General features: G+C 39.1%; 21 protein-coding genes. 18 read left to right on the plus strand and 3 right to left on the minus strand.

The features are described 5' to 3' along the window. The first annotated feature begins 125 nt into the window (after nt 1-125). The 5 genes from IGI44_RS06530 (at nt 126) to IGI44_RS06550 (ending at nt 6,717) form a co-directional block, all read left to right on the plus strand. Entirely contained in the window at nt 126-1,208 is a 1,083-nt protein-coding gene (locus IGI44_RS06530; RefSeq protein ID WP_438786974.1) for a YncE family protein, read from the plus strand. A gap of 209 nt (nt 1,209-1,417) precedes the next feature. Further along, nucleotides 1,418-3,031 (plus strand): PTS transporter subunit EIIC, encoded by a 1,614-nt coding sequence (locus tag IGI44_RS06535; protein WP_438788927.1) that lies wholly within the window; start codon nt 1,418-1,420, stop codon nt 3,029-3,031. Between the two features lie 2 nt (nt 3,032-3,033). Continuing rightward, nucleotides 3,034-4,365 (plus strand): 6-phospho-alpha-glucosidase, encoded by a 1,332-nt coding sequence (locus tag IGI44_RS06540; RefSeq protein WP_438786975.1) that lies wholly within the window; start codon nt 3,034-3,036, stop codon nt 4,363-4,365. Nucleotides 4,366-4,444: 79 nt separating this feature from the next. Beyond that, nucleotides 4,445-5,344: a phosphogluconate dehydrogenase (NAD(+)-dependent, decarboxylating) gene (gene gnd / locus IGI44_RS06545; RefSeq protein WP_438786976.1), complete on the plus strand. Its 900-nt coding sequence runs from the start codon at nt 4,445-4,447 to the stop codon at nt 5,342-5,344. Beyond that, nucleotides 5,341-6,717: a gluconokinase gene (locus tag IGI44_RS06550; protein WP_438788928.1), complete on the plus strand. Its 1,377-nt coding sequence runs from the start codon at nt 5,341-5,343 to the stop codon at nt 6,715-6,717. The genes gnd and IGI44_RS06550 overlap by 4 nt, the downstream gene beginning before the upstream one ends. Here IGI44_RS06550 and IGI44_RS06555 read toward each other — a convergent pair whose 3' ends face one another. Further along, complete coding sequence (locus IGI44_RS06555) at nt 6,718-7,440, minus strand: MurR/RpiR family transcriptional regulator (protein WP_438786977.1); 723 nt, start codon at nt 7,438-7,440, stop codon at nt 6,718-6,720. A gap of 133 nt (nt 7,441-7,573) precedes the next feature. On the opposite strand from IGI44_RS06555, the gene IGI44_RS06560 reads away from it, so the two are divergent. Continuing rightward, entirely contained in the window at nt 7,574-8,041 is a 468-nt protein-coding gene (locus IGI44_RS06560; RefSeq protein ID WP_438786978.1) for a PTS sugar transporter subunit IIA, read from the plus strand. A gap of 311 nt (nt 8,042-8,352) precedes the next feature. Here IGI44_RS06560 and IGI44_RS06565 read toward each other — a convergent pair whose 3' ends face one another. Continuing rightward, the gene (locus tag IGI44_RS06565) at nt 8,353-9,387 is read right to left on the minus strand and encodes a hypothetical protein (protein WP_438786979.1); all 1,035 of its coding nucleotides are present in this window, start codon (nt 9,385-9,387) and stop codon (nt 8,353-8,355) included. 465 nt (nt 9,388-9,852) lie between these two features. Between IGI44_RS06565 and IGI44_RS06570 the strand changes: the two genes are divergently transcribed. From IGI44_RS06570 to IGI44_RS06610, 9 genes are all read left to right on the plus strand, one after another. Then, a complete protein-coding gene (locus tag IGI44_RS06570) occupies nt 9,853-10,533 on the plus strand; it encodes a response regulator transcription factor (RefSeq protein ID WP_438786980.1) in 681 nt (226 codons plus the stop codon). Further along, the gene (locus IGI44_RS06575; RefSeq protein WP_438786981.1) at nt 10,526-11,521 is read left to right on the plus strand and encodes a HAMP domain-containing sensor histidine kinase; all 996 of its coding nucleotides are present in this window, start codon (nt 10,526-10,528) and stop codon (nt 11,519-11,521) included. The genes IGI44_RS06570 and IGI44_RS06575 overlap by 8 nt, the downstream gene beginning before the upstream one ends. 132 nt (nt 11,522-11,653) lie before the next feature. Next, complete coding sequence (locus IGI44_RS06580; protein ID WP_438786982.1) at nt 11,654-11,800, plus strand: hypothetical protein; 147 nt, start codon at nt 11,654-11,656, stop codon at nt 11,798-11,800. Next, complete coding sequence (locus tag IGI44_RS06585; protein ID WP_438786983.1) at nt 11,797-12,645, plus strand: ABC transporter ATP-binding protein; 849 nt, start codon at nt 11,797-11,799, stop codon at nt 12,643-12,645. The genes IGI44_RS06580 and IGI44_RS06585 overlap by 4 nt, the downstream gene beginning before the upstream one ends. Continuing rightward, nucleotides 12,645-13,637 carry an ABC transporter permease gene (locus tag IGI44_RS06590; protein WP_438786984.1) on the plus strand — a complete coding sequence of 331 codons (993 nt, stop codon included), beginning with the start codon at nt 12,645-12,647 and terminating at the stop codon, nt 13,635-13,637. The genes IGI44_RS06585 and IGI44_RS06590 overlap by 1 nt, the downstream gene beginning before the upstream one ends. A gap of 3 nt (nt 13,638-13,640) precedes the next feature. Next, nucleotides 13,641-14,657: an ABC transporter permease gene (locus tag IGI44_RS06595; RefSeq protein ID WP_438786985.1), complete on the plus strand. Its 1,017-nt coding sequence runs from the start codon at nt 13,641-13,643 to the stop codon at nt 14,655-14,657. A 168-nt stretch (nt 14,658-14,825) separates the two neighbouring features. Continuing rightward, a complete protein-coding gene (locus IGI44_RS06600; RefSeq protein WP_438786986.1) occupies nt 14,826-15,671 on the plus strand; it encodes a sialate O-acetylesterase in 846 nt (281 codons plus the stop codon). A gap of 362 nt (nt 15,672-16,033) precedes the next feature. Beyond that, on the plus strand, nt 16,034-16,579 hold the full coding sequence (locus tag IGI44_RS06605; RefSeq protein ID WP_438786987.1) for a GNAT family N-acetyltransferase: 546 nt from the start codon (nt 16,034-16,036) through the stop codon (nt 16,577-16,579). Further along, nucleotides 16,572-17,507, plus strand: a complete 936-nt coding sequence (locus IGI44_RS06610) for a phosphotransferase family protein (RefSeq protein WP_438786988.1) — start codon at nt 16,572-16,574, stop codon at nt 17,505-17,507. The genes IGI44_RS06605 and IGI44_RS06610 overlap by 8 nt, the downstream gene beginning before the upstream one ends. Nucleotides 17,508-17,623: 116 nt before the next feature. On the opposite strand, the gene IGI44_RS06615 is transcribed toward IGI44_RS06610, so the two are convergent. Beyond that, the gene (locus IGI44_RS06615; protein WP_438786989.1) at nt 17,624-18,304 is read right to left on the minus strand and encodes a DUF1003 domain-containing protein; all 681 of its coding nucleotides are present in this window, start codon (nt 18,302-18,304) and stop codon (nt 17,624-17,626) included. A gap of 241 nt (nt 18,305-18,545) precedes the next feature. Between IGI44_RS06615 and IGI44_RS06620 the strand changes: the two genes are divergently transcribed. The 3 genes from IGI44_RS06620 to IGI44_RS06630 all read left to right on the plus strand — a co-directional run bounded on the left by IGI44_RS06620 (nt 18,546) and on the right by IGI44_RS06630 (nt 22,717). Then, complete coding sequence (locus tag IGI44_RS06620; RefSeq protein ID WP_438786990.1) at nt 18,546-19,136, plus strand: DUF5940 domain-containing protein; 591 nt, start codon at nt 18,546-18,548, stop codon at nt 19,134-19,136. Nucleotides 19,137-19,147: 11 nt separating this feature from the next. Further along, nucleotides 19,148-20,308, plus strand: coding sequence for a glycine/sarcosine/betaine reductase complex component C subunit alpha (grdD, locus tag IGI44_RS06625; protein ID WP_438786991.1), 1,161 nt, complete (start codon nt 19,148-19,150; stop codon nt 20,306-20,308). Between the two features lie 138 nt (nt 20,309-20,446). Beyond that, nucleotides 20,447-22,717: an ATP-binding cassette domain-containing protein gene (locus IGI44_RS06630; RefSeq protein WP_438786992.1), complete on the plus strand. Its 2,271-nt coding sequence runs from the start codon at nt 20,447-20,449 to the stop codon at nt 22,715-22,717. Nucleotides 22,718-22,795 lie beyond the last annotated feature (78 nt).

A 22,795-nucleotide genomic window follows, 5' to 3' on the forward strand; every position in this document is an offset into this window, starting at 1 on the left:
GAAATGGGAGTCTCGTTTTTGTATTAGGAAACTTTGCATCGCATTAATTGTCGTTTAATAGAATATTTGCTAAAGTTTTGTTAACAAGAATATCGTATTTCCAAAAAATAAGGAGCTCCTTTAAAATGCATACGAAAAACTACAAAATCCTGTTTTTATTTCTTCTCCTTCTAATTTTTCCTTTGAAAGCAGAAGCTGCACACCATGGTTTGACAGTCGACCAACAAAAGGATTCGTTGGAGGACTATCATCATTTTTATCATGCCGCATTTTCTGATAAAGAGGAGGTTCCTGATTATGGTATGTATAAAATTCCTGGCTTGTATAATGCGAAGACGCTCAATTTGAAGACAAACGATATTAGCGATAGTCGAACGATGACGCCCCAAGGAATTGCTTTGACTGAAAAGTACCTTTTGATTTCGGCCTATAGTCATGATCATCAGAATCACTCCGTAATATACATGCTAGATCGACAAACACATCGTTTTATCAAGACGGTTGTTTTACCCAAGCATCCGCATCTTGGCGGGATAGCCTATGATCCAAAGCATCAGCGGGTATGGGTCACAACTGGTGGTCCACTTGCTGGTCTGGCATCTATTGATTTAAAGGAATTAGAAGCCTATCAGCTTAAAAGGGACAGTGTCATTTCATACCATCAGCAATTATCATTAAAAGAAGTTTCTCATGCTTCTGCGCTGACTTATACATCTGGTGTTTTGGTCGTAGGCTATTTTACGTTGAACGAATATGGCCGCATGGCGACTTATCGTCTAAATGATCAGGGTGAATTAACGATTGATTCACATGAAAAGATCTCTAGTTTTGATCAAGGAGAAAGGGTGCATTCAGGTTTGACACCTGTTCCTTCTTCTCAATTTGCTCGTTCCTTGGGTTCATGGAAAACGTTGGATATGATTCAAGGATTAACTTTTTATCAAGATTATTTATTAATGTCCCAATCTTGGGGACCTGACCGCCCAGGTAAAATTTACTTCTTTAACTTGGATAAAGTGGATAGATTTTTCTCGATTAAGGACGCGGAATTTTCAATAGACACACCGCCGTATGTCGAACAAATTACAGCGATAGATGATCAGCTGTATACACTTTTTGAAGGTGGGGCATGGCCTTACCGAACGAGAAACCCAGTATTAGTTGATCACGTTATCCAATTAACGATCAAGGAGTTACTTTCTAAATAGCTTGCTGCTGGACAAAGATTCTTTTTTATTAACGTATCTGAAAGTCAAAGATATCTGGAGTTTCCTATCTTGGAGACTCTTTTTTAATACTCAATTATCATGAAACGTGTTTCAAATCGTGAAACGAGTTGAGTTGTAAGCGGTATCTGTTTATTTTTAGAAAAGTGCCCCGTATACTGAACACATCATAAAACGAAGGAGATAGAATGATGAAAGCGAAAATCATGGATAGCATGCAAAAGTTTTCAAAGGCCATGTTTGTTCCTGTGTTGATCTTGCCGATCGCTGGTATTTTAATCGCGATTGGAAACGTTTTTACGAATCCGCGCTTGATCGAGACATTTGGCTTTTTAGATAATCCGATCACAATGGGATTCGGTAGTATCTTGTCCGCAGCCTTGCTGCCAGTATTAACAAATCTTGGAGTGATTTTTTGTGTAGGGATTGCACTAGGTTTAGCCAATAAGAAAAAAGCGGAAGCGGCATTTACCGCCTTGCTTGGGTATCTAGTTTTCTTATACGCAATGAATAAGTTTATGGAATTAAGAGAGATGCTGGTGGCTCCAGATCAGTTACAAGGATCGGGACAGGCATTGGTCTTAGGAGTACAAGTGTTGGATATGGGCGTTTTTCTAGGAATTATTCTTGGAATCGTCGTAGCGTTAATCCACAACCGTTTTATTGATACGACCTTTAATAATGCCTTTCAGGTGTATGGTGGTGCTCGTTTTGTCTTTATCGTATTGATTCCGGTCTTGGTATTGGCAGCCATTCTACTTTCCTTTATCTGGCCAGTCATTCAACAAGGGATTGACGGTTTAGGTGGAGTGATTCAAAAGACAGGTAACTTTGGGATATTCCTTTATGGTTCACTAGAAAGATTATTGATCCCGACTGGATTGCATCATTTGATTTATACGCCATTTCTGTACACCTCACTTGGTGGTGTGGCAGAAGTCGGCGGTCAGGTCTTTGAAGGTGCAAGAAATATTTATTTCGCCGAAATTGCTGATCCAGCAGTGAGAGTGTTGTCACAAAGTGTCATCTGGGACGCTCGTGGAATTTCGAAAATGTTTGGCTTGATCGGGGCGTGTTTAGCGATGTATCAAACGGCTAAACCAGAGAATAAGTTCAAGGTGAAGGCTATTCTGATTCCAGCAGTAGTCACTTCGTTTGTTGCTGGAGTGACAGAACCTATTGAGTTTTCGTTTATGTTTGTGGCACCTGCGTTGTTCGTCATTCATTCAGCATTGAGCGGGTTGAGTATGGTGGCATTAAATATCCTTGGCTCGCGGGCAATTGGTCCCAATGGGTTTATCGACTTTTTACTTTATAACATTCCATTGGGGACAGAAAAGACACGCTGGCCGATCTATCTTTTAGTTGGCGTTGCCTTCTTCTTCATTTATTACTTTATTTTCCGATTCTTAATCGTTAAATTCAATTTTAAGACCGTTGGACGAGAAGATGAAGATCAAGAGACGAAGCTCTATTCGAAAAAAGAGTACAACGAAAAGAAAACAGCAGTGCCAGACGAAGGTGTCTTAGCCGTTTCATCAGCTGATGACGAGTTATCAGGAAAAATCGTAGAGGGCTTAGGTGGTGCAGAAAATATTAAAACGATTGATAATTGCTATACGCGGTTACGATTAAAGCTTGCGAAGCCGGAATTAGTGAATGAAGGTCTATTAAAAAATCAGACACAAGCCAAAGGTGTCATCAGTAATGGCGAAAATGTCCACGTGGTCTACGGGTTGACAGTCCCGCAGGTCCGAGAAAAACTTGAAAAATATTTAGGTAGAGACAACGGAGGAGACGAATAGCGATGAAAAAATTTTCAGTAGTGATTGCCGGCGGTGGGAGTACCTTTACTCCAGGAATCGTCATGATGATGTTAGATAATTTGGAGCGTTTTCCATTACGAACCTTGAAGCTTTATGATAATGACGGTGATCGACAAGGAATTCTTGGTGAAGCTTTAGAGATTTTATTGAAGGAGCAAGCGCCTGAGATCGACTTCTTATATACAACTGATCCAGAGGTTGCTTTCACAGATGTCGATTTTTGTATGGCCCACATTCGTGTAGGAAAGTATGCGATGCGTGAGAAGGATGAAAAGGTTCCATTGCGTCATGGCGTCTTTGGTCAAGAGACCTGTGGACCTGGCGGAATCGCTTATGGTATGCGCAGTATTACCGGGATGTTAGAGATTATCGATTATATGGAAAAATATTCGCCAGATTGCTGGATGTTGAATTATTCGAATCCGGCAGCCATTGTGGCAGAGGCGTGTCGAGTGTTAAGACCAGAGTCGAAAGTCTTGAATATTTGTGACATGCCTGTTGGAACACTGCGTCGGATGTCCCAAATTATTGGTAAGAAACCAGAGGAACTAGAAGTTCGCTATTTCGGATTGAATCATTTTGGTTGGTGGACTAGCGTTAAAGACAAAGAAGGACATGAGTATCTAGATCAAATTCGAGAATATGTTTCTGAACATGGCTATTTGACTCAAATCGAAGTAGACACACAACATACAGATCCTAGCTGGCAGGAGACTCATAAAAAGGCTAAAGATATTTTAGCGGTTACGCCAGAATACCTGCCGAATACCTATTTGAAATATTATTTGTATCCGGATTACGTCTTTGAGCATATGAAGGATCATCCTGAGTTTACTCGTGCCAATGAAGTGATGGAAGGACGAGAAAAAAATGTCTTCGATCATGCGCGACAAATCATTGCCAATGGATCAGCAGCCGGAATTGCATTCGATATTGATGCTCATGCTACATTCATAGTTGATCTAGCCCGCGCGATTGCCTTTAACACTCATGAACGGATGGTGATGATCGTTGAGAATAATGGCGCGATCGCCAATTTCCCAGATGATGCGATGGTAGAGGTGCCTTGTATTGTTGGAACGGATGGACCAGAAGCATTGGCTCAAGGACAAATCCCAGCCTTTCAGCAAGCCTTAATGTTCCAACAGGTTACTGTTGAAAAATTAGTTGTTGAAGCCTATGTAGAAAACAGCTATCAAAAAATGTGGCAGGCTCTGACTTTATCCAAGACTGTTCCTAGCGCACAGGTGGCCAAAGAATTACTAGACGATTTGATTGCCGAAAATGGCGATACTTGGCCAGAATTACATTAACTATAGAATGGCAGCAGTAACGACTGTTAAGTGAGTTGCTGCTGTCATCTTTTTAATCAAAAATTCAGGGGGAATGAGAATGAAAATCACGATGATCGGACTCGGAAAAATGGGCATGGGTATTGCTGAAAATTTATTAAGACATAACCATCAGGTGAATGGGATCGACATAGATCAAAAGGTTGAAGTCGTATTAACTAAATTAGGCGGAACGTTTTTTACGGATATTGAATCGTTACTAAAAGATTCAACCACGCGTCGGATTATTTGGCTGATGCTGCCAGCTGGAAGCATAACGAACAATACGGTTATGGAGATTGCTGATAAATTAACTGTAGAAGATATTGTGATTGATGCAGGAAATTCTCATTATCAGGATAGTTTAAAGAACGCTGAGTACTGTAGGGCTAGAGGCATTCATTTTATCGATGTGGGAACCTCTGGTGGTGTTGCAGGAGCAAGACAAGGTGCGTGTATGATGATTGGAGGCGAACAGGCGGTTTTCGAGGAATTAAAACCATTGTTTATCGATCTATGTGTTGAAAAGGGCTGTATTTACTCTGGATCAGCAGGCAGCGGACATTATCTCAAAATGGTTCATAATGGGATTGAATACGGGATGATGCAAGCAATCGGCGAAGGATTCAATTTACTACATCATAGTCTTTATGATTATGATATGGCTGAGGTCGCGCAAGTGTTTAATCATGGTTCGGTTATTCGTTCTTGGCTAATGGAATTAACGGAAAACATTTATCAGGAGCAGATCGATCTAAACGAGCTAGCAGGGATCATCCCATCATCTGGGGAAGGAAAGTGGACGGTAGAAGAGGCGCTGCGTCTAAAGGTAAATATTCCTGTCATTACCCAGTCACTTATGACGCGCTTTGCTTCAGAGGATTGTGATAAGATAAGTGAGAAGCTTGTCGCATTATTGCGCAATCAGTTTGGCGGGCACGCCTTTGTAAAGGATGAATAAATTTGTCAGTATTTTTAGGAATAGATATCGGAACAACAGCCATTAAGCTAGGAGTGATTCAGGAAAATAGCTTGCTTTATACGGGTGATTTACCACTTCAGACCTATGGCGATGATCGAATCAAATATCAAGATGGAAATGAGATTTTAGGAATTTTACAGGCGGGGATTTTGGCAATTCCAGTAAATCTTCGGCAAAAAATTACCACGCTTAGTTTTAGTACGGCGATGCATAGCCTGATGCCTGATGACGGCAGGAGACAGATTTTTTTGTGGTCGGATCTACAGGCTGCAAAGACAATAGATCGCTTCAAGCAAACCGAGCTAGCAGCGCGCTTTTATGAGATTTCAGGCACACCGATTCACGCGATGTCCCCATTTGCTAAATTGCTTTATTTTAAAGAAAAGCAATTCTATTCCAGCGAGACCTGTTGGTATGGACTGAAAGAACTGGTTATGGAATATTTTACCGGTAAACCAATCATTGATTTCGCTACAGCCTCGGCTACAGGAATGTTTGACTTGCGAAAACAGGCATGGAGTGGAGAAATTCTAAGCTATCTCGGAATAAGAAAAGAGCAGCTGGCAACATTGGTAGACACAAATCAGATCGTTGAAATATTGCCGGAAATACGCGAACTATTTGATTTTTCTAATAGTGTTCAAGTTGTCGCTGGTGCAAGCGACGGCACGTTAGCTGCATATGCGAGTTTTTACTCTACTGGTCGATCAGCAAGTCTGACGATTGGAACAAGCGCAGCGGTTCGCCAAGTCGCGAATAAGATCCAGCTGGATCAGAAAAAACAAAACTTCTGTTACTATTTAAAAAAAGATTTACTAGTGAGCGGAGCACCTTCCAATAATGGCGGGGTCGTGTTAGCGTGGGCGGCAAATCATTTAGCAGAAAATCCAGCACAATTTTATGAAAGCCTGCCAGATCTATTGGATCGTACAGAAGCCGGAGCAAACGGTCTACGTTTTTGGCCTTTTTTGAATGGCGAACGCGCGCCTTATTGGAGCAACGAGATCAAGGGTGGATTTTACGATTTGACCTTGCAGCATACACAAATGGAAATGATGCGAAGCGTGATCGAAGGCGTTTTGCTCAATGTTCGTCAACTAGTTGAGCTAGTCGCAAAAGGGGAGGCACTTTCTGTTAGCGGCGGATTTTTCCAAACAGCTGCCTTAGGTCAGTTGGCTGCAGATGTTTTCGGCACGCCATGTTATTATGCGCAACAAAATGAACCAATTTTTGGCTTGTACTATTTATTGGAGCAGCCGGATCTGACGATCGAGAAGGGGCAGGAAATATTCATTCCCGACCCTTTAAAAAGTGAGTTATACAAGCAGATTGCTCAAGGCTATTTCGACTAATTATTTCTGAGTAAATTCTTGAACGATGTATTCCATCAGCAATAATAGCTTGCCGAAAAAACTATTATACTTAATATTTTGGCTATCTAAAGGACGTTCGTCAGCGACTTCAAAAACAATTGTTGCAGCTTCTGTTGCACGGGATTGACTGTTACCTGTAAACAAGATGGTCGGAATCATTCGCTCCTGTGAAAATTGCATTTTTTCGATCACTTTTTGAGTTTCACCGGATTTAGATATGACAATCAGCATGCTGATATTATCGGCGTTATTGTTGATGATCCCAGACGAATCTGCTGCATTTACGAAAAGCGTTTTAATGCCATTTACTAACAGCTTTTTGTAAAGATATTCTGCGATAATACTCGAAAAGCCTGTAGCGTAAATGGTAATGAATTTTCCTTGATTTTCTTGATAGATTTTTTTCATATCTTGAATCGAAGGAGCGATTTTCTCCGTTGGAATTGAAATATCGACAGTTGCTTCGACGAATTGATTTTGTGGCTGATATTGATTTTTCAAGAAGTAAAATAATTCTAGATAACCAGAAAAATCCAACTTTTGCGCTAATCGTACAATAGTTGCTGGTGAAGTATAGAGTGTGGCAGCGATTTTTCTTAAAGAAACGCCCTCTAGTTCATTAACATGCGCGGCTAGATAAATCAAAATGGTTCGATCATTCTCCGATAATTGTTTTCCTTTAGTAACTATTTCCAGATCCATTTTTTCACCTCTTAGACAAAATAAAAAAGCCCTTACTTATGGTATTATACACTAAGAAAAGCCAAAAAAAGTAAGCTGTATTCTGAAGACATCTATTTAAAATATTAAAATGTTATAGGGAGGAGTATGACAGATGTTTGGATTATTTAAAAATAAAAGTAATGAGATCAGTACACCTGTAAATGGAGTAGTGGTTGATCTTAAAGAAGTAAATGATCCGGTTTTTAGTGAAAAAATGATGGGGGTAGGCTTCGCGGTGAAACCTTCGGATGGAAAGATCCACGCCCCGATAAAAGGCACGATCAAATCAGTTTTTCCTTCGCTGCACGCCTTGACCTTAGAGGCGGATGATGGATTAGACATCTTAATTCATATTGGGTTAGATACAGTAGAATTAAATGGTTCGGGCTTTAGCTCGACGATTAAAGAAGGACAAAAAGTGAAGTCAGGTGACTTACTAGTTCAAGTCGACCGGACTTTTTTAGCTGAAAACAAGAAAGATGACATTGTAATAGTTGTTTTTCCAGAAATGAAAGACAAAAAGATAACTGTGAACATGGGTGAAAAACAAGTCGGAGATATTGCCGCGACTATAAAATAATGAAGCCCTTACTGTGATAATCCATCAATACCGCTCAAATTATCAAGCGTAAAGAAAGGCAGACGGCGATCGAGGTTCCTTTTCCAATCCATGTGATTTGCACGTGAATTGAGAAGGAACCTTTTATGCTTTTCGCAGAAATGAATGTACTTCATAAATAGACTTAATATTGATGAGAAATTATCAAGCCCACCATTTAATAAATCCCCTTTAATTATCTTCATCGGAGCAGCAAAGTATTTTGTCCAGCTCAAAGAAGTTCATGCCGAATGAACGTGCTTTTTCTTATTACTAAACACAATCACAGAGAATCATTTCTTTTTTTTCTTCCTCTTTTTGTCTCTAGTCCCCAGCTTTCCGCTATTTCCTAAAGCCTTTTCAGTTCTTCTTTTTAACGATTTTTCGTTGCGAGTTTTTTCGATTTGTTCTTTGGTTTTTCCATAGCGCAAGTAGCTGGTATCCATTTTCTGAGGAGGTGCGGTCGTATTTGCTTTTTTTGCTGGCGGCTTCATGGTTGCCGTCGCATTTGATCCTGTAGAAGAGGACGCCTGTTCAGTTGCGGGGATTTCACCAGGCAGTGGGTACTTGTTTTCTATCTTTGCAGCGATTTCATCATAATAAGGTGATGTATATGTGGATGGTACCGGAACTGACTCTAAAGGAGATGTCATTTCACTAGAAGCTGTTGGGGCACCACATTCTTCGATTGTTTCCTCTGCTTCATCCGCTTCATGCTGCGCATGAACACGGTCTTCGCGATTTTTAAAACTTAAATATTTGGCAAAACGACGAACACCAGCATGTTGAAAAACTGTCAAGGTCGTCAGAAGTTTCAAAGTATCTGAGGTTTCCGCTTCTAATTCCTCGGAAACCATCTTCGTATCTCGTAGTGTCCAAGTATATTTTTTACCATCTGCATTTTTAAAGATTGAGACAATCCTGCACGGAAACTCAGAAGGTTCTGCTGTTACACGGTGCATTTTCTCTAGAAGAGTTCTATATGAACAAGTTTCCTTGGTAGCTTCATAGTATTCTGTTTCATTTTTGAAGAGGCGTTCCACGACCTTTTGCCATTCTTCCGTTGAAAAGAAGGATTGAAAAAAGACACAATGCTTCCGCAGTGTATCATTTGGCGTTGTCGTAAGGAAAATCTGCTGGATAAGTTCCATTAACGGTATCAGTGAGTAGTCGCCAATACATAAGGCATCACGCAAAAGAATCGCAACTAAATACTCCACCACCTGCGGAGCATTTTTGGTTTGTTCAAAGTATTGCGCTACACGCTTCATAAGATTATTAGGTTTCATTGCAAAAATCTGTCTTTGTCCGAGCTTCACTGTATCCATTTTTACCCCTCCATTTATTTCCACTTATTACTCATTGGTCACTTGTACCTCTATTTTCGAGATTATAATAACACTCTGTTTTTAAAATGAAAAGGTTTTCCAAGAATATTTTTTTCGGTTAAATAACCTAAAACTTTTGGGTAATAGCATTTTTCGTTTTTTAATTATAAAAATAGAGATAATCACGATATTTATAAATAACTATTGCTTTGGTACATTCCCAGTAGACTTAGAAAGGGAGTTGGTTATTTGTTTTTTTAAAATATTTTGAGAGAATCAAGTTTTTAAGTTGTTACAATTTTGGATAGCATCTTCCTAAATTTATTTTTGAATTCATTCAATTTTTGTCTTAAGAGATATTTGTTGAGTACCGTCCTTTTTTCATTCTTTACAAATGACTTTCTAGTCTATAAATCCTTTATGATAAAATAAAGAATACGCAGATGGCATGGAGGTGTTTTTATTATGGCGACGATTTTGATTGCAGAAGATGAAAAAAAGATTCAAAGGATAATAGCAGATTATGCCAAAAAGGCTGGCCATTTTGTTCTAGTTGCGAATGACGGGACGGAAGCTTTAATAATTTTGAAAAATTATTCGGTCGATTTATTGATTTTAGATATTATGATGCCTTCTATTGATGGGTATGAAGTTTGCAAGCAAGCACGAAAAATTAGTGAGTTGCCGATCATTTTCTTAACAGCGAAGTCAGCGGAAGCTGATAAGCTGCAGGGCTATCAATTAGGAGCGGATGATTATGTGACAAAGCCTTTTAGTCCGAATGTGTTGATGGCCAAAGTACAAGCTTTGTTAAAAAGAATTGGAAAAAATCAAGCAAACGAGACTTTACTACGAGTTGGACAAATTGTTCTGGATAAGAAGTTTCGTGAAGTAACCATTAATGATACGATAATAAAATTGACCCATACAGAATATGAACTACTGCTGTTGTTTATGCAAAATCCTAAGCAGGTTTTCTCTCGAGAGCAATTACTTAATTGCATTTGGGGTTATGATTTTGAAGGAACAACAAGAACGGTAGATGTCCACGTAAAAAATCTTCGCCAAAAATTAGGTGGGGAAGGACAGGCGATCGTGACACTGATTCGATCTGGCTACAAGCTCGAGGTGAATGCAGATGATTAATCATAAATGGTATTCTACTTATCAAATAAATAAAAAAATTTTTTTGTTGTCTAAAATAGTGATTGCCGGTTGTCTTTTATCGTACATTATTTCTTCTGCATTTGATGGTTGGCTTAGAGACACGATTTTTATCGTTTTACTAGTTGCTTTGATAATAAGCTGGGATTCGATTTTACGCAAAATCATTTCACAGCCTATTCATGAAATTAGTGAGACTGCCAAAAGAATGGCAGCCTTAGATTTTTCAAAGCCGTGTACGCTTGAAACGAAGGATGAACTGGGAACTCTGGCAGAAAATCTGAATAAAACGGCCAGGAATCTTGAGCAGGCGCTTACTCAGCGAAAGGAGCTAACAGATTCGTTGTCTCATGAATTGAAGACACCCTTAGGAATCATTCGGGCTTATACAGAAGGGCTAGGGGATGCGCTGCCAGAGCAGGAAACACTCTATCGTCAAACGATTATTGAAGAAACAGAAAAGATGTCAGAGATGGTAAATGCTCTATTGGATTTATCTGCGTTAGAAGCCGGTTCAACAACACTTGCTAAAGAAGCCTTCGATTTCGTTGAGTTGGTGGAGACGATCGCCGGACGAGAATATATTGATCATCCAGCGGCACATTTTGAAATCAGCTATTTGTTACCGGATACACCGATACTCATTGTTGCTGATTTGAATCGGATGCGACAAGTACTGCATAATTTTATGAGTAACGCGAAGAAGTTTGTGACGAAAAATGGGAAAATCCATATCGAGGTAAGCAGTTCAAATGAGCTAGTTCGCTTTTCTATTTATAATGACGGTTCAAAGGTTACAAGGGAGATTTGGAAAAAATTTGAACGAGAAAAAAGTTCGGCAAATAAAAATGGTTCGGGCTTAGGTCTGACCATCACCGCGCAGATTTTGACGATGCATCAAGCAGATTATGGTTTTATCAATCACGCTGCTGGCGTGGAATTTTATTTTACGATGCCTACAAATGAATAGTCGTTACTTTGCAGAACCGTACTAAGTAAGTGCGGTTTTTTTACATGGTCTTTATTCCAACTTTACACCATCTTTACAGTAAAGTCGTACATTGTATAAAAGAAACGCTATTCAGTGATAGGAGGGATCACAATGTTTTTAGGACTTGCTTGGTATTGGTGGATCATTTTCGCGGTAGTTTTTCTGCTCTCACTCCCTTTTAAGATTCGATTTATGAACTGGTGGTCAATGAGAAAAAAGACAGAAACAAAGCAGGATAAGTGGGGGAATGAAAAATGATTGAAGTAAGAAATTTAACATTCAATTATGCTAAAAACAAGCAAACACTGCATGGAATTGATTTTTCGGTAAAAGATGGAGAAATCTTCGGTTTTTTGGGACCAAATGGTTCAGGGAAGTCAACAACTCAAAAAATCCTAACGGGACTTTTGCGAGCATACAGTGGTGAGGTCACACTCTTTGGTCAAAATCTTCAACACAAACTGTCATCAAGCTTTTTTCAGAAAATCGGTGTTCTATTTGAATATCCTTACTTGTATACGAATCTGAGCGCGTTAGATAATTTGAATTATTTCGCTTCCTTTTATCCAAGAGATCAAATTCGAAATATTCCCGAGTTGTTAGAACTGCTTGAATTTAAGCAAGACTATCTTACTAAACCTGTTTCCTCTTATTCCAAAGGCATGCGACAACGTGTAAGCATGGTTCGAGCCTTAATGACCAGTCCGAAATTGTTGTTTTTAGATGAGCCGACAAGCGGACTTGATCCTTCTGGAGCGGTCTTATTTCGAAAAATCATCGAGGAGGAACGAAGAAAGGGTACAACAATCTTTTTAACTACTCACAATATGATCGATGCGGACTTACTTTGTGATCGTATCGCATTTATTGTTGATGGTACTATTGCGGCAATCGACACTCCTAAGAATTTGAAGGAACGAAATAGTGAACGACAAGTGGTTGTTACGTATGCTTTTAATAATGAGCGAAAAAGCCAAACGATTCCTATAATGGAAGTTGGCAACGGCTGGTCATTTCCCCATGATGAGATCATACAGATCCATTCTCAAGAGCCGACACTGGAGAAAATATTCATTCAGTATACAGGAAGAGGGTTATCTTAATGCGGACGATTTTCTTCTCACTTTTAAAAAAGGACCTTCGAATGATTATTTCTAGCAAATTTCTATTATTGACCCTAGGCTCTTTAGTCTTATATTGCTGTTATATTCAACTGGTTTATGTAAATGTTGATCAAAAAGCCGACCCAATCTTTCTTTACGACCCCAAAAATACATTGCTCGAGGTTTCTTCTGATACCAATAAAGTGGACAGTTTAGACGAACTTGAGAAACAGGCGATGGCTCAAAGTGGAATTGGAATCGATCTAACACAAGAAAAGCCAAGGCTTGTGTTTCAGACATCAGGTTCAAAGAAAGGGGATCAGTTGAAAATCAACTATGCCCTAGCCATGTTGTCTCCCACAAAGAGTAGTGAAGTAAGGGTAATCGGTCAGTACAATAGCAGAATGAAAAAGCTGCGAGAAATTACCAGTGAATTTCTCTTTTTCGAATTAGTGGCAGTCGGCTTTTTAGGTGTGGCATCAACGTTATTTAAGGAAAAACAGATGGGAGTCATCAGAGTTCACGGTGTAATGCCTATGAGCAGAAGCCTCTTTATAGTATCGAAACTCGGTCTATTTCTATTTATCGACTTATTATTTGCGTGTCTGCTCACGTTTCTTAATCTGGGACTGAGTCCTGGAATAAGCCTTTTACCAGCTGTATTGCTTCAAACAGGAATTCTGTCGCTTATTATGGCACTTATTGGCTTTATTTGTGCCATCTATTTATCTGATTTTAAGCAATTTTCTCTGGTTTATTTAGTTCTTGCAGTATTCATTACAACTCCAGTTTTTTTGGCTGGACAAACGAGTATCGAGTTGCAATGGATCAATTTTCATCCGCTATATCATTTATTTTTAGCGTTTAAACAAGCCTATTTTCAAAATCCAACGACTGGATTTGTTTACTATTTTAGCTGTATTGTTACCATATTTCTGCTCTTCTTTTTAGCTCGAAAGGTTTTGTCGTTGGAAATGCTAAAGGAGGGATAAAACATGAGCGGAATTGCTTATCAATTAAAAAATGTGCGTAGGGATAAGCTATCCATTTTAACCTTTCTACTACCAATTATTCTTGGCTTAGCTGTAAATGTCTTTTCAAATTTTGAGCTCTCCGAGACAAGCGAACCAGTTTATGGTGTAGTTAACGATCATTTGACGAATGAGCAAACGCAGTGGTTGAGAAGTGTTGGAAAGGTAAAATCTTATAAGAATCAAGAGCAGTTGCATCAAGCGGTGAATGATCCTGCTAGTCAGCTAATTGGTGTAGCCGCTGACGGAAATGCGCTCAAGACTTTTTTATCTGGGGATGAATGGAGCCTGTATCAAACGCTCGGTCAGAAGATTCCGGCAATGTATGCCCAGAGAGAAGACGCAAGTTCAGTAAAGGTCGATATACATTTTGCTAAAAGCAATGGTGACTGGTTAAAAAGATTGTTCTTAGTGATTACAATGGTGACAGCTATGTTCATGGGCTGTACATTTAACGCGATGAATATCATCGGTGAAAAAGAAGAAGGAATAGCTATGATCAATAAGATTATTCCCATGACACGCAGAGAATACCTCATTCAAAAGATTTTTTTAGGTTTTTGCGGGGCTGCCGTATCGGCGATACTCACTGCTTGTATTTGCATTCGCTTGAATAGTACACTAGTTGTTGCTTTGTTGGGATTGATTGTTCTTTCAGCCTTCATCGCAGGACTATTAGGCTTGTTTATCGGCTACTTTTCAAGCAATATGATGGTTGGGATCGTATACATTAAGCTCGTAATGATTTTATACCTAGCCCCGCCCATTCTTTTTTATTTGCTGATTCCTGAAAACAGTTCATTACGCCTTTACTCATTCATCTTGCCATCAAGCTGTACTTTTTATGGACTTATGGACTTACTGAATGGACGATTTGAAAGCATTTTGTACTATTGTGGGATTTTAGCTATTCATTGTGTGCTGGGTTTAACTTTCTACTTGTTCATTATCGGTAGAAGAAAAGCAATGGAAGAAATCTAACCGCTGAATTGTTGACTACGATAAGGTTGAAAAAGATTCAAGAAGTTAATAGTCAAATGACTCCGTCTATTCATTTAACAGATAACAAGAATTTTTATGAATGCGGATAATTGACACTAGGGTTTGATTAAACTATAGTGTGCGGAGAAGCAATTTGAGGTGAAGAGAATGAAATCAATTTTATTAATCGGGCAATCCAACATGGCCGGAAGAGGTTATTTAAAGGAAGTGCCTGCTATTTATAACGAGAATATTGAGATGCTGCGTAATGGACGGTGGCAAATGATGGCTGAACCGATTCATTTTGATCGAGAAGTAGCAGGTGTTGGGCCGGCAGCTTCTTTTGCGGCGGCATGGACACAAGATCATCCAGAGGAAAAATTAGGTTTAATCCCTTGCGCTGAAGGTGGGAGCTCCATCGATGAGTGGGCAGAAGATCAGTTGCTGACTCGTCACGCTATCACTGAAGCAAAATTTGCGATGGAAACAAGTGAACTAATCGGAATTTTGTGGCATCAAGGAGAAAATGACAGCTTAAATGGACGTTATAAGGAGTATGGGGCAAAATTAAAAGCGGTATTTGCCCATTTTCGCAAGGAATTGGGAATTCCTGATTTACCAATCATCGTCGGTGAACTTCCAGATTTTTTGGGCAAGACTGGCTTTGGTTTAAGTGCCACTGAGTTTATGGAAATCAATCATGAAATCAGCAAAGTCGTTACAGAGGAACAAAATTGTTATTTGGTCAGTGCCGAAAATTTGACGGCAAACTCGGATGGCATTCATATCAATGCTGAATCACAACGGCAATTTGGCATTCGTTATTACGAAGCTTTTTCGAAGGGAGCCAATGTTTCTCAAGCGATGGGAAATGAAGATGAAAGATTGAGTAAAATTTATGGTAGAGAAACAACGAAAAATGAAAAAATCTATTTATTGAGTCGTGATTTTGCTTTTGGAAAACTGAATTATCAAAAGTTTATGGAAAAATATGCTGAAATCACTGGAGCTTGATTCTGCTCTTTTTAACTAGACTCATCACTAGCTTTGTAGTAATAATTTTTACAAAGAACTCTTTTTATAAGCAACCCTTGAATATTAAATATGATAAACAGCCTCACGGTGTTCTTTCGTGAGGCTGTTTGTATATTTAGTGAAGCAAAATTTTAAGGGAATGCTTCCGTAATTAATTGAAAGTTTTTGATTTAGGGCTAGTTCAAGGCTACCTTTTCTTGTATGGTTAATTAAAGAAGGTTCTGTTGGAAAAGGAATGAACAGAGTTTTGATTGGTAAGTCCATTTTTTTATGTGTTCTTCCTTTTGCTTTTAAATAAAGAAACGGTCAAATTTAGCATCAACCTTGGAGGAGTGATTATTTTGACAGAATTAGAGTTGTGCAACGGGGATTCGTTACAAGCAAAAGAGCCAATGATTCGACGGCTGGGGCAGGATGAGTTAAATGTTGCAGCCCAAGTGATTCGCGAAAGCTTTATAACTGTCGCTAATGAGTTTGGTTTGACGAGTGAAAATTGCCCGACAAACGGGGCATTTACTCAATCTAAGCATTTGAAAGTGGATTTGGAAAAAGGTTGTTTCCTTTTTGGAGTGTATTTAGGAATGAAAATGATCGGTTTTTTTGAGCTTGTTTATAAAGAAAATCACGCTACATTGGAAAAGGTCGCAATTCTTCCAGCAGAACGTGGAAACAAGTATGGCAAGTTTATCTTGGATAAGGCTCAAGAGATTGCTAGAAATGATCATATCAAGCAAATTGATATTGGTATTATCAAAGAGAATACACGTTTGAAGCGATGGTATCAAAAGAATGGCTATCAAATTGTTCGTTCTGAAAAGTATACCCATTTACCTTTTGTGGTACTCATTATGCAGCTAAATTTAAATGACGAGGTGACAAATGAATAAAATCGAAGTGAAAACAAAGATTTCGCAAGCATATCCTGATTTAACGATCGATACGTTAGAGTTTTTAGGGGAGGGGTTTGATAGTGAAGCCTTTCTAATCAACCAATCCTATGTTTTCAAATTTCCGCGACATACTAGAGCTGCTAGAAATCTTTATAAAGAAGCGCTTATTTTTGATGGAATAAAGAATCAATTACCACTGAAGGTTCCAAAAATTTTTTTCATCGGAAAATCGAGTAAATCCGATCAACTAGAATTTGTCGGATATGAAAAAATTGAAGGTGTTCCTCTTAATAATAAAATTTTGGCAACCTTAACCGAGGAACGAACGGACGAATTAGCCCAGGAACTAGCTATCTTTTTCAAAGTATTGCACAAGGTTGAGCTTCCAACAGCAATCAAAGGGATGGAGGTAGATAAAAAAAAGAAGGCTGCTTATGAGTATGACGTAATTAAAAAAGCAGCATTTCCTCTTTTAGATAAGTCTGTTCAACAAGAAATCGATGAAGTCTACAGAAAAATACTGCAGCACGATTTTAATGATAAAAAATGTCTAATTCACAATGATTTCGGTGCAAGTAATGTCTATTTTGATCTGATGACCAATAAAATTTGCGGGTTGATTGATTTTGGGGATGTGGCGATTTATGATCGGGATATGGAGTTTATTTGTCTCCTATTTGATTATGAAGAGGGATTTTCTCAAGTGTTCGTAGAAAAGATGATGGACTATTATGGGCTTAAAATTGAGGACTTACAAAATAAGTTAGCCTTTGTCGAATTTTATAATCAGCTTGAGAATGTTTATTTAGGCAAAGAGTTCGGTATGGATAAGTTGTTTGCAGAAAGCATAGCTGAGATTAAAGCTGGGCTGAAAGGCTATGAAGAAAATATTTTACTTGATGATCGAACGATTTATTATATGTAATGAAACTAAGCCGCGTGGTATTGATGAATACGTGGCTTAGTTTTTTTTATTATTGATTGTCAGTTATATCTGAATTAACTGAACAAAAGATGATACCAACGTTTAAGCATTATTAATTAATGAGTAGGTCTGCTTTCATCGTTCTTCTTCGCTATTTTTTGTAAGAGCTCGATTTGCAGTTGCTGTAATTCAACCAAATGTTGCCACTTTGTTTCCATTAAGTAATCAATTTTTTCGTGGAGCAGCTGAATTTCGACCTCTGATTTTACATTCACTTCATAATCGTTATCGGCTTCAACACGATCGCGATCGGATTGACGATTTTGACTCATTAAGATGATGGGGGCTTGAATAGCTGCTAAACAGGATAGTGCTAGATTGAGTAAAATGTAAGGAAATTTATCAAAAGGCTCGAAAAACAAGGGTAACGTATTCAAAGTAATCCAAGTAGCCAGGACCAGAACAAATAAAATTATGAAGGTCCAGCTACCACCGAATTTAGCAATTCCATCTGCGACCCTTTGTCCGAATGTTTCTTTGATTTTTAAGGCATCATTTACATTTTTGATCTGAATTTGTTCTGTTCGGATTTTATGCTTCAACTCATGGTCGAATTGTTTGGAGATAGGAACTTCCTTTTCGAGCATATAATTAATGTGTTGAATGCGAAAATTTAATAAATCTGTAGATGAAAGAAAGCTTTGGACGGATAAATTTTCATTAGATGTTAAGATAAATTCTTGAAGATTTCTATCTAGTTCATTGACCTGGACATTATTTTTCTTTTGTTCATTCATAGGGATCACCCATTTTTTATTAATCATAGCATGTTGTAAAAAATTTCTATTTGAAGATGCTTCTTGAAAAACGTAATGCTCTTTTCAAATAAAGTGAAAAGGCATAGTTCTCTTTCATATTTCTATTATTGGTCAGATGTTCGTAGCTTCTATGTGGGGCCAACACATGCGTTGAGTACAGCGGCCTCGCTTTGGCAAGGATCTTCCAATTTTAGAAGATGTATTAGGCGGATTTGCAACATTGATTAGTGAGAATGAGGGGGTTCACCTGATTCTACGTCATGATTTAACTGGAAAACACGAAGTTGGCAGCGGCTCAAGTCCACAGGCAGTAACGACAGCCTTGATCGCTAGTATCTTAGAAAAAGCTCAATTGACTATTAAGGATGTCGATGTATATTCGGTAGAAATGCAAAACCCCGATATCACGAAACCAGCGAGTGCAGGAGATGTTTCTTTAGCTAATCTTAAAATGATTGGTGCAATCGGTGTCTTACGCAAGGATAGCGAGAAAAAAGAGCTAATGGAGTTTGTAAATGACAAAGCTTTAGTAGGCTGGGCGCCAACACAAGGTTACATACCAAGTGGTATTCCTTATTTAGGATTTGCGACAGAGGATTTAGTAAAAGGAGATAAAAATCGGGCTATGATTGTTGGTAGGGGCTCGCTTTTCTTAGGACGAATGACGAATCTATTTGATGGGGTGTCGATCTTAATTGAACGAAACAGCGGAAAATTATCCAATGATGCCCAACAGGATTTAGAGGAAATAGTTAAACGAGAAGTTGCGCAGGCATTGAGAAATTTCGCTTCCAATCTTTCAGCAGAATAGAGGTGGATTCAATGTCTGATCAAGTAAAAGAAGCAGTCAAAAAAGTTTTTGAGGATCTGGCGTCGAGCCTAGAAACTGGGCGGATGGAATCCAGACTTAAAATTGGATTGACTATTGATGGCAGTGAGCTCGGTATGGATGTGATGAAACAGGCTGCTTATTCTAGTAAACAAAAGAATCTTTTTGATATCGTATTGATCGGCAGTGATGTTGAGTGGGCGAAAGATTTCGAACACTATTCAACGACAGAATGTCAAAAAGAATCCTCAGAGGTAATGGAGGAATTATTAGATAGTGGGGAAATACAGGGCTGTGTGACTTTGCACTACAATTTTCCAATTGGTGTTTCAACTGTTGGCAGAGTTGTTACTCCTGCGTTAGGTCGTGAGATTTATATTGCGACTACGACAGGGACGACCAGCGGTGTTCGCAATGAAGCGATGGTGCTGAATGCGATTAATGGGATCATTGCAGCAAGAACCTGCGGTATCAAGCAACCAATTGTAGGGATATTAAATATTGAGGGGGCAAAAACAGTCGAACGTTCCTTAATTACGTTGCAGGAAAATGGTTACGAAATGGCCTTTGGTGAAAGTCAACGTGAAGATGGCGGAAACGTTTTGCGCGGGAATGATTTGTTACTGGGGAGTGTGGATGTTGTCGTTTGTGATAGCTTGACTGGAAATATTTTGATGAAGCTGTTCTCAGCTAGTTCAAGCGGAGGAAATTACGAAACGATAGGTTCAGGCTATGGTCCGGGAATCGGTCGAAATTATGATCGAAATATTTGTATCATTTCTCGTGCCAGCGGGGCTCCTGTGATCGCGAATGCTTTGGAATATGCTTATGAGTTAGCAAAAGGGAAGCTTGAAAAAATCACCCAAACAGAATATCAGAAAGCCGATCAAGCAAAACTCAAACAAATTTGTTCAGAATTACAGGCTCCACCAGTAACAGAAGCCGCTAAAGCGATCGTCCCGCCGCCTAAAGAAATCGTGACAGCAGAAATTGCTGGCATCGAGATCATGGAGTTGGAAGACGCGGTAAAAATTTTATGGGAAGCAGACATTTATGCCGAAAGTGGGATGGGCTGCACTGGCCCAATCATCTTGGTCAATGAGAAAAATGTGTCAGCGGCACAAGAGCAATTGAAAAAAGCCAATTATTTATAGAATGAAACCAGCTCATTGATTGGGCTGGTTTTTCGCATCTCAAAGCAGAATGAATTATTCTGAAGAAAAAGAATTTATTTGTGCCTTGACTCTCCAGTTGCGGAAGACTTTAGACTAGATGGGTAAGGGGGGATTTAGATGAAACCATTGAGATTAATCGGTCTCACACAAAATAATCTGCAGCATCTTTCATTAGAGATCGAGAAGAATCAGCTGATTGTATTTACAGGGGTGTCAGGTTCTGGAAAATCTAGTCTAGTATTTGATACAGTCGCGGCAGAAGCACAGCGACAAATGAATGCGAATTATTCTACATTTGTACGAAACCGGATGCCTAAGTTCATCAAACCGAGAGCAGAACGGATTGAAAATCTGAATCCAGCAATCGTGATCGATCAGACTCCTTTAGGCGGCAATCAACGGTCGACAGTTGGTACGATCACTGAAACGTATTCGTTGCTGAGATTACTCTTTTCACGGATTGGACAACCTTCTATTGGTTCAGCTAGTCAGTTCTCATTCAACCATCCTCAAGGTATGTGTCAAACATGCTCCGGATTAGGACGAGTAAATCAAATCAATCTAAAAAAGTTGATTGATCAAGAAAAATCTTGGAATCAAGGCGCAGTAATGGATACCCGATATGCAGTAGGAAATTGGTATTGGAAACAATATGCAGCAGCCGACTTTTTTGATAACGATCAACCGTTGAAGGAGCTGACGACAGCCCAGTGGAATCAATTAATTTATGGACACCCAGAGAAAGCTTCAACACCTGTCAATCCGAAATTGGAAGGAATCTGTCGCAACTATGAACGGATCATTTTGAAGCGCGACCTATCCGAGCGAAGTAAAATGTATGAGGAAAAGTTGAAGGAATTGCTAGTTGAAGCTCCTTGTCCAGACTGTGAGGGACGACGCCTGAATAAGGAGACTTTATCAGTCAAAATTAACGACTGTTCAATTGCAGACTGTGTTCAGATGGATATGAATCAACTATTTCAGTTTTTAAAGCAGCTGTATTATCCAGAGGTGAAGGAAGTAATCAATGAGCTTCAACGTCAGGTTCAACGATTGATTGATATCGGGTTGGACTATTTGCAGTTAGATCGTCAGACCCCAACCTTATCTGGTGGAGAAGCGCAACGGGTGAAATTAGTCAAGCACATGGGAAGTGCCTTAAATGGGATGTTTTATATCTTTGATGAACCGAGTACAGGAATGCATGCACGAGATGTTTCTCGTATCAATCGATTATTGCAGGATCTTCGTGACAAGGAGAATACCGTTTTCGTTGTGGAGCACGATCCAGATGTGATCGCGATTGCTGATGAAGTGATTGATATTGGCCCCTTGGCAGGCAAACAAGGCGGAGAAATTGTCTTTCGTGGGGACTACCAAGCGTTACTTCAATCAGACAGCCTAACGGGAAAAGAGATTTGTCAGACACTGCCGCTTAACACCCAGCCTCGTAGTTGGTATGAAAAAATGACGATCAGAGAAGCAAACCTACACAACTTGAACAATGTGACGGTGGATATTCCTAAGAATGTGTTAACAGTTATTACCGGTGTAGCCGGCTCAGGAAAATCTACACTCATCACAAAAGTTTTACCAGAACAATTTCCTAACGAAATAGCCATCATCAATCAAGCCCCAATCAAGGCAACGAATCGTGCTACACCAGCAACTTATTTAGGTATTTCCGATGAAATTCGACGAACCTTCGCTAAGGCAAATGATGTTCCTGCTGGCATGTTCAGCTTCAATTCAACTGGAGCTTGTCCTACTTGTCATGGTAAGGGTGAGACAACAGTCGAGTTAGTTTTTATGGACCCTATCGTAAATGAATGTGAGACTTGTGGTGGAAAACAATTTTCAGAAGAAGCGTTAAGCTATCGTTTAAGGGAGCGTACAATTTTAGAGGTATTGGATATGACTCCAAAAGAGTTGCAAGATTACTACGAAGGACACGCCAGTCGAAAATTCATGGAAAAACTACAGGCGATGATTGATACTGGATTAACTTATTTACCATTAGGACGAAATCTAGTTACATTATCGGGTGGCGAACGCCAACGCTTGAAGTTAACCAAAGCAATCACGCAAAATGAAACAATATTTGTGCTTGATGAACCGACTACTGGACTACATTTATCAGATATAAAAAGATTAAATAGTTTGTTCCAACGAATGGTAGATAATGGGAATACGTTGATTATTATTGAACATCATAGTGAAATTATTAAGCAGGCCGATTGGGTCATTGACGTTGGCCCCGATGGAGGCGTGAATGGTGGTAAGATTGTTTTCAGCGGTGTGCCAGAGGATTTATTAAAAAGTGGAACGATTACTGGAGAATATTTAAAGAAGAGTAGTGAAAGAATCGAAAATTTTATCTCTTGCTGATTTTTGCAGGAGATTTTTTTGCTTGATCGGAAAATTCTAATCGATTATTTTGATCAGAAATACAGATTATAAAATAAT

The organism is Enterococcus sp. DIV0756 (assembly GCF_051710745.1).
In the GTDB taxonomy this organism is placed as follows: domain Bacteria; phylum Bacillota; class Bacilli; order Lactobacillales; family Enterococcaceae; genus Enterococcus_A.